This window comes from Kitasatospora sp. NPDC058184 (assembly GCF_042883725.1).
In the GTDB taxonomy this organism is placed as follows: Bacteria; Actinomycetota; Actinomycetes; order Streptomycetales; family Streptomycetaceae; genus Kitasatospora.
In genome coordinates this window covers 82834-90485 of the sequence record NZ_JBHVVE010000033.1, presented here as the reverse complement: position 1 = coordinate 90485, position 7652 = coordinate 82834, and the positions used below count along the sequence as shown (strand labels likewise).

The window sequence follows — 7652 nt, the reverse complement described above, 5'->3', positions numbered from 1 at the left end:
CTGCAGGGGGGACCCTGTGGGAGAGTAGGACGCCGCCGAACAATTCTTCAGAAGAACCCCCATCCGGGTCCCGGATGGGGGTTCTTCGCGTTTTCCGGGCCGGGGCGAATCTATTCGTCGGATTCGGATTCGGCCTGCGGCTTCTCCGTGGGCGCCTGCCCCTGGGCCTGGGCCGGCTGCTGGGCGTCGGGCCGCGGTGCCTGAGGTGCCGATGACGCCTGACCCGAGGCCTGATCCGACGGTTGGGCCGTCGCCTGGACCTGGTCGGCGGGAGCCGCCGGGGCCTCCGCCGTCCCCCAGGCCGGTCGGCTGAGCCACTTGTCCGCGCTGTTGGTGAGACGGGCGACGCCCGTACCGTCCGGCCGCATGCTGTAGAGGTCGGCGCCGGTGCCGGCGGGCGCCTGGGCGAAGACGATGGACCTGCCGTCGGGAGCGTAGGCGGCCGCGCCGTAGAAGGCGTCCGAGGGCGCGGGGGTGAGGGCGCCGACGGCGCTGCCGTCGGGGTGGACGGTGTAGATGCCGCCGCCGGGGGCGTTGTCGGGGCCGGCCGGGTAGGTGGTGAAGAGGATCTGGGTGCCGTCGGGGGACCAGTCCGCGCGGTCGCCGGCGCGCAGTTCCCAGGGGGTGAGCTGGCGCAGCCCGGTGCCGTCCGCGCTGACCACGTAGATGGCGCGGCTGTTGGCGGGCTGCCCCGTGGCGCTGGTGCGGTACTCGAAGGTGAGCTGCTTGCCGTCGGGGGACCAGCTGGGGTTGCTGACCGCGCCGGAGTAGGGCTTGTCGTTGGTGAGGAAGGTGAGCCGCTGGACGTCGGTGCCCTCGGGGGTCATCAGGTAGAGGTCGGAGTACTGGATCTGGTGGCTGCCGGACGGGTCCAGGGCGCCCCAGGAGCGGCTGAAGGCGACCTGTTTGCCGTCGGGGGAGAAGGCGGGGGCGCGTTCGTCCTCGTTGGCGCAGTCGGCGGTGCCGCTGTCGCAGAGCTGGTTGACCTGGTGCTCGGGGCCGCCGGCGGTGAGGACGGTCCAGAGCCGGGCGGTGCCGGTCTGCGGGTCGGTGCGGTCGAAGGCGATGGTGGCGCCGTCGGGGGACCAGTCCGGGCGGTCGTCGAGCGCGCGGGCCGGCGGCTGGGTGACCTGGTGCTGGCCGGTGCCGTCGGGGGAGAGGGTGACGATCGCGGTGCTGGTGCGGGCGGCGTCGGTGTAGGCGCGGCTGACGATCAGCCCGTTGTGCGCGGCGGCCGCGGGGGCTCCGACGGCCGCGCCGACCACGCCGGGGGTCGCGGCGGGTGTCGCCTCGGGGGTGGCGGTGGGGGTCTCCGGCCGGATCTCCGAGAGCGGGATCTCCCCGGGTTCGGCCCCGCAGCCGGTGAGCAGGGCGCCCAGAAGCAGAAGGCCCGCACCGGCGCTCGCGCGGGTGCGGGCCCTGCCCGTGGGTGACTGCCGTGTGCCGGTGGTGATCCGTGCCATCTCCGCCTCCGAGACTCTCGACCGCTCCGACGTGTGCCCCCGCCGAGGATTCAGGACGAAGGCCCCTGAAAGGAGCTGTCACTGTGTCAGACGGGGGACGTCGGCGGTCCGGCGACACGCGACGGACCGCGCTCGCTCGATCGCACGGAGTAGGGGGGGAGTGGAGGGGAGAGGAACAGAGGGGAGTGGAGTGGGCCTCAGCCCCGGGCGGCGCGGCGCTCGGCCTTGGCGAGGGCTTCTGCCTCGTCCTCGGCCTCGGCGACCTCCAGGGTGGGTGCGGTGCCGCCGAGCTGGGCGGGCAGCCACCAGGTGTCGTCCGGGCCGGAGGGCTTGCCGGGGTACTCGCGCTGGGCCTGGTCGAGCATCTCGCTCATGGCGGCGCGCAGCCGCCGGGTGACCATCACGGGCTTGTCGTCCGGCCCGAGGTGGATCGGCTCGCCGATCATGATGGTGACCGGGACGTGCCGCTTGGTGAGGGTCTTCGGGCGGCCCTTGGTCCAGAGCTGCTGGGTGCCCCAGAGCACGACGGGCAGCAGCGGGGTGCCGGAGTCGGCGGCCATCCGGGCGGCGCCGGTCTTGAACTTCTTGAGCATGAAGGAGCGGCTGATGGTCGCCTCGGGGAAGACCCCGACCACCTCGCCGGCCTTGAGGGCGCGCACGGCGGCCTCGTAGGCGGGCTGGCCGTCGGTGCGGTCGACCGGGATGTGCTTCATGCCGCGCATCAGCGGGCCGGAGATCCGGTGCTTGAAGACGTCGTCCTTGGCCATGAAGCGGGTCTTGCGCTTGCCGCCGCGGTACGCGCCGAGGCCCGCGAAGAGGAAGTCCAGGTAGCTGATGTGGTTGCTGACCAGTACCGCTCCCCCCCTGGCGGGGATGTGTTCGGCGCCCACGATCTTGATCCGCGCGTCGAGCGCGCGGAAGGCGGTGAGTGCGGCGCCGATCACCGGCGGGTACACGAACTCTGCCACGGTCAGTCCTGACTTCCACGGGCCGGAGCCCGGTTCGGCGGGTACCCGCTCCGTTGCGCGGGCGGTGCCGACCGGAGTACGGCACTCCGCGGCGGTCACGGGTGATTCACGGAGATGATCCCCCGAACGAGTGCCTGCTGTCACCTGAGGCGTGCGGTCAAGTGGGTATTGCCGATGTGATCTCCGTGATGAATTCGAACGGGAACTTTTCGGCCGCTCGCATCAGGCGCGGGAGGTGAGGCGGCCCTGGGCGTGCCGGACCAGGGGGTAGAGCTCGCAGCCCACGGAGTAGCCGAACACGGCGTTGGCGAAGGCGGCGGTGAGGGCGGTCGAGGCGCCCATCACGCCGAGCCACGTCACCTCGGTGCAGTAGCCGAGGGTGCCGACCGCGGCGAAGACCATGAGGACGCCCTGGTCGAGGCGGAGCGGCCGTTCGTCCTCGGTGGCGGAGGGCGGTGCGAGCCGGGGCAGCACGAGCGCCTGGAACAGCCGGACGTACGGGGCCAGGCGCAGGCCGCCGAACGAGCCGAGGGCGAAGACGAGCGTCTGGGCTCCCAGGAGCGGGCAGCTGCCGGTGGCCAGGACGAGGGCCAGGACGATCGCGGTGAGCGCTGCGGCTAAGCGGGGACCGCGGGGATCGGTCTGCAACGGGGCTCCGGGTGGTCGCGACGGGCGGCGGCAGCGGCGGGGCGTCAGCGCCGTCGGTGGACGGTGGTCCTGGCCGGGGCGATGACGCGGCGGCGGACCGGCGGCGGCATCGGGTGGCGGTCGGAGTCCATCGGCCGATCGTACGTGTCCCGGCCCTGGCGGTCGACCGTGTTTCGGGCGCCGCGGGCGCTGCCGCAGACTGGGGGGATGACCGGGCCGACGGCGTGCGTTGTCGTGCCTCGACGGGGCCGGTCCCGGCCCGCCGTGGCCGGGGGTGACGGGCCGGGAGTGACGGGAGGACGAGGGTGAGCACCGAGGACGGGGCGGACGAGGTACCGCTGTCGGAGGCCGTACGGCTGTCGGGGGCGGAGCTGGGCGGGCCGCTCGGTGCGCGGGCGACGCTGGTGCAGTTCTCGACGGCCTTCTGCCAGCCCTGCCGGGCCACCCGGCGGGTGCTCTCGGAGGTGGCCGGGATGGTCGACGGGGTGGAGCACATAGAGGTGGACGCCGAGGAGCGGTTGGAGCTGGTCCGCCGGCTGGAGGTCCGGCGGACGCCGACCGTCCTGGTGCTGGACGGGGAGGGCCGGGTGGTGCGTCGGGCGGCGGGCCAGCCGCGCCGGGTGGACGTGATCGCGGCGCTCGGTCGCGTGGTGTGAGCAATCCGGCCGCAGGTGTTCCGCCCCGGCGGGTGGAGTCGGCCCCGCGCTGGGGCAGGATGGGCACAGGCGGCGGGAGCAGCCGCACGGCATAAGCTACTGGCCAGTAGTGACCACTGCACTACCGGCGAGTATGCTGCCAGGAAGTTCCGGACCGGCACGGGAATTCGCTGCCCGGAGCGGGTGCGTGCCGTGTTCGCGCCCGCTTGCACCGCCGCAGCCGCCGGACGAGACCAGTACAGGAGACAGGCCGTGAGCTTGAGGATCGTTGTCTGTGTGAAGCACGTGCCGGACGCGACGGGTGACCGTCGTTTCGCGGACGACCACACCACCGACCGGGAGGGTGTGGACGGCCTCCTGTCGGAGCTGGACGAGTACGGCGTGGAGCAGGCGCTGCGGATCGCGGAGGCGAACGAGGGCGCCGAGGTGACGGTGCTGACGGTGGGGCCGGACGACGCGAAGGACGCGTTGCGCAAGGCGCTGTCGATGGGTGCGGACAAGGCCGTGCACGTGAACGACGAGGACATCCACGGTTCGGATGTGGTCGGGACGTCGGCGGTGCTGGCGAAGGCGCTGGAGAAGGCCGGGTTCGACCTGGTGATCGGTGGCATGGCGTCGACGGACGGTTCGATGGGTGTGCTGCCGGCGCTGCTGGCGGAGCGGTTGGGTGTGCCGCAGGTGACGCTGCTGTCGGAGGTGTCGGTCGAGGGCGGCGTGGTGAAGGGTCGTCGGGACGGTGACGCGGCGACGGAGCTGGTGGAGGCGGCGCTGCCGGCGGTGGTGTCGGTGACGGACCAGTCGGGTGAGGCCCGGTACCCGTCGTTCAAGGGGATCATGGCGGCGAAGAAGAAGCCGGTGCAGTCGTGGGATCTGGACGACCTGGGCATCGAGGCGGACGAGGTCGGTCTGGCGGGTTCGTGGACGGCGGTGGAGTCGGTGGCGGCGCGTCCGGCGCGGACCGCGGGCACGGTCGTCAAGGACGAGGGCGAGGGCGGCAAGTCGCTCGCGACCTTCCTCGCCGACCAGAAGTTCATCTAGTCCCACCCGTTCGCGAACCCAACGATCGATCAGGAGCAACGAATCATGGCTGAGATCCTGGTTCTGGTGGACCACGCCGACGGCGCGGTGCGCAAGCCGGCCCTGGAGCTGCTGACCCTGGCCCGCCGTATCGGTGAGCCGTCCGCCGTCGTCCTGGGCGCCGGTGCGGCCGCGGCCGGCATCGCGGCGAAGGCCGGCGAGTACGGTGCGGCGAAGGTGTACGTCGCCGACGGCGCGGAGTTCGCCGACCAGCTGGTCGTCCCGAAGGTGGACGCGCTGGCGCAGATCGCGAAGGCGAACGACGTGGCCGCGGTGCTGGTGACGTCCTCCGGTGAGGGCAAGGAGGTGGCCGCGCGCGTCGCGCTGCGGATCGGCTCCGGCATCATCACCGACGCCATCGACCTGGAGGCCGGCGACGGCGGTCCGGTCGCCACCCAGTCGGTGTTCGCCGCGTCCTTCCAGGTGAAGTCCAAGGTCACCAAGGGTGCGCCGGTCATCACCGTCAAGCCGAACGCCGTCGCCCCGGAGGCCGCCCCGGCGGCCGGCGCGGTGGAGGACGTCGCCGTGGCGTTCACCGGCAACGCCGCCAAGGTCGTCTCGCGCACCCCGCGGGTGTCCTCCGGCCGTCCCGAGCTGACCGAGGCCGCGATCGTGGTCTCCGGTGGCCGTGGTGTCGGTGCCGCCGAGGGCTTCGGCGTGGTCGAGGAGCTCGCGGACGCGCTGGGCGCGGCCGTCGGCGCCTCGCGCGCCGCGGTGGACGCCGGCTGGTACCCGCACAGCAGCCAGGTCGGCCAGACCGGCAAGCAGGTCTCCCCGCAGCTCTACATCGCGGCGGGCATCTCCGGCGCGATCCAGCACCGGGCCGGCATGCAGACCTCGAAGACCATCGTGGCCGTCAACAAGGACCCCGAGGCCCCGATCTTCGAGCTGGTCGACTACGGCGTGGTCGGCGACCTCTTCCAGGTGCTGCCGCAGCTCACCGCCGAGGTGAAGGCCCGCAAGGCCTGATCCGCGCGGAAGGTTCGGAGGGCGTGGTGCCGGGTGCCCGGTGCCGCGCCCTCCGTCGTACCCGGCCGTCCCCGGTCCTTCCCCGGCCTTCCCGGTTGTTCTCCGCCGTCGCCGGCCCCGCTCGCCGTCCCCGGCACGCGGCGGGCCGGGCGGCGGCCCGTAGAGTCGGCGCCGGCGCGTGGCGCACGGGCGCGGCGCGGTGGTGATGGACGAGGCGAGGACGGTGGCATGGCACTGCTGACGGCACTTCAGGGCGGTTTCGGCGACGCGGCGGACGCGCTGCGGATCGACGGTCGGACGCTCTCCCGGGAGGACCTGCTGGGCGCGGCGACCGCCGTCGCCGACCGGGTGGCCGGCGCCCCGGCGCTCGCGGTGCTCGCCCGGCCCACCGTCGAGACCGTCACCGCCGTGGTCGGCGGCCTGCTGGCGGGCGTCCCGGTGGTGCCGCTGCCGCCCGACTCGGGGCCCAAGGAGCGCGAGCACATCCTGCGCGACTCGGGCGCGGCGCTGCTCGCGCACGCCGTCGGGGAGGTGCTGCCGCAGGACACCTCGGTGGCCGGGCTGCCGGTCGACCCCGCGCGGCGCTCCACCACCAGCTACGCCGAGCCGGCCGCCGGGTCGACCGGCTTCGTGCTCTACACCTCGGGCACCACCGGCGCCCCCAAGGGCGTGGTGATCCGGCGCGAGGCGATCGCTGCCGACCTGGACGCCCTCGCCGCCGCCTGGCAGTGGACCGCCGAGGACACTCTCGTCCACGGCCTGCCGCTCTTCCACGTGCACGGGCTGCTGCTCGGCGTGCTCGGCGCCCTGCGCACCGGCAGCGGACTGGTGCACACCGGACGGCCCACCCCGGAGGGGTACGCGGCGGCGGGCGGCAGTCTGTACTTCGGGGTGCCCACCGTGTGGTCCCGGCTGGCGGCGGACCCGCAGGCCGCGGCCCGGCTCGCCCCGGCCCGGCTGCTGGTCTCCGGCAGCGCGCCGCTGCCCGTGCCGGTGTTCGAGAAGCTCGCGGCGCTCACCGGGCACGCCCCGATCGAGCGGTACGGGATGACCGAGTCGCTGATCACCGTCAGCACCCGGGCGGACGGCGAGCGGCGCCCCGGCAGCGTCGGGCTGCCGGTGGAGGGGGTCCGCACCCGGCTGGTCGGCGAGGACGGCGCGCCGGTGCCCAGTGACGGGGAGAGCGTCGGCGAACTCCAGGTCTCCGGGCCGACGCTGTTCAGCGGTTACCTCAACCGGCCGGACGCGGACGCCGAGGCGTGGACGGCGGACGGCTGGTTCCGCACCGGCGACGTCGCGGTGATCGGGGCGGACGGCTTCCACCGGATCGTCGGCCGCGCCTCGGTCGACCTGATCAAGAGCGGCGGCTACCGGATCGGCGCGGGCGAGGTGGAGGCCGCGCTGCGCGACCACCCGGCGGTCGCCGACGCGGCGGTGGTCGGCGTGCCGGACGAGGACCTCGGACAGGCGATCGTCGCGTACGTCATCCCGGACGGCGCCGTGACGGGGGAGCAGCTGACGGCCTTCGTGGCGGAGCGGCTCTCGGTGCACAAGCGGCCGCGCCGGGTCGTCCTGGTGCCCGAACTGCCCAGGAACGCCCTGGGAAAGGTGCTGAAGAAGCAGCTGTTGACGGAGGCCGGCGGCCGCTGAGGAGAGGGTGGTCGGACGCCCCCTCGGATGACGGGTGTTCACCCTGATGCGCCGTCGGTGCTCACCACCCGTGACCCTTCCATTGGCGCACTCCACTGCGCGCAGTGAGCGGACGCGTGCCTAACGTGACACGCAGGCAGGGCCGACCCCCCGGGCGGCACGCCGACGGCTTCCGGTCGCAGGACCGGAAGCCGCGGTGTGCCGGGCGGGGGCCCTGCCGA

Annotated in this window: 7 protein-coding genes; 4 read left to right on the top strand and 3 right to left on the bottom strand. The window is 73.6% G+C overall.

The window, feature by feature from the left end:
* Positions 1-110 precede the first annotated feature (110 nt).
* The 3 genes from ACFVXH_RS38080 to ACFVXH_RS38070 all read right to left on the bottom strand — a co-directional run bounded on the left by ACFVXH_RS38080 (position 111) and on the right by ACFVXH_RS38070 (position 3079).
* Positions 111-1463 carry a hypothetical protein gene (locus ACFVXH_RS38080; protein ID WP_387830732.1) on the bottom strand — a complete coding sequence of 451 codons (1353 nt, stop codon included), beginning with the start codon at positions 1461-1463 and terminating at the stop codon, positions 111-113.
* 197 nt (positions 1464-1660) lie between these two features.
* Entirely contained in the window at positions 1661-2431 is a 771-nt protein-coding gene (locus tag ACFVXH_RS38075) for a 1-acyl-sn-glycerol-3-phosphate acyltransferase (protein WP_049656484.1), read from the bottom strand.
* Positions 2432-2653: 222 nt separating this feature from the next.
* Positions 2654-3079, bottom strand: a complete 426-nt coding sequence (locus tag ACFVXH_RS38070; RefSeq protein WP_049656482.1) for a DUF4395 domain-containing protein — start codon at positions 3077-3079, stop codon at positions 2654-2656.
* Between the two features lie 305 nt (positions 3080-3384).
* On the opposite strand from ACFVXH_RS38070, the gene ACFVXH_RS38065 reads away from it, so the two are divergent.
* From ACFVXH_RS38065 to ACFVXH_RS38050, 4 genes are all read left to right on the top strand, one after another.
* On the top strand, positions 3385-3735 hold the full coding sequence (locus tag ACFVXH_RS38065; RefSeq protein WP_380782123.1) for a TlpA family protein disulfide reductase: 351 nt from the start codon (positions 3385-3387) through the stop codon (positions 3733-3735).
* A gap of 252 nt (positions 3736-3987) precedes the next feature.
* Entirely contained in the window at positions 3988-4773 is a 786-nt protein-coding gene (locus ACFVXH_RS38060) for an electron transfer flavoprotein subunit beta/FixA family protein (protein WP_049656477.1), read from the top strand.
* Positions 4774-4818: 45 nt separating this feature from the next.
* Positions 4819-5781, top strand: a complete 963-nt coding sequence (locus ACFVXH_RS38055) for an electron transfer flavoprotein subunit alpha/FixB family protein (protein WP_380739821.1) — start codon at positions 4819-4821, stop codon at positions 5779-5781.
* Between the two features lie 228 nt (positions 5782-6009).
* Positions 6010-7431, top strand: a complete 1422-nt coding sequence (locus ACFVXH_RS38050) for an acyl-CoA synthetase (RefSeq protein WP_375876710.1) — start codon at positions 6010-6012, stop codon at positions 7429-7431.
* Positions 7432-7652 lie beyond the last annotated feature (221 nt).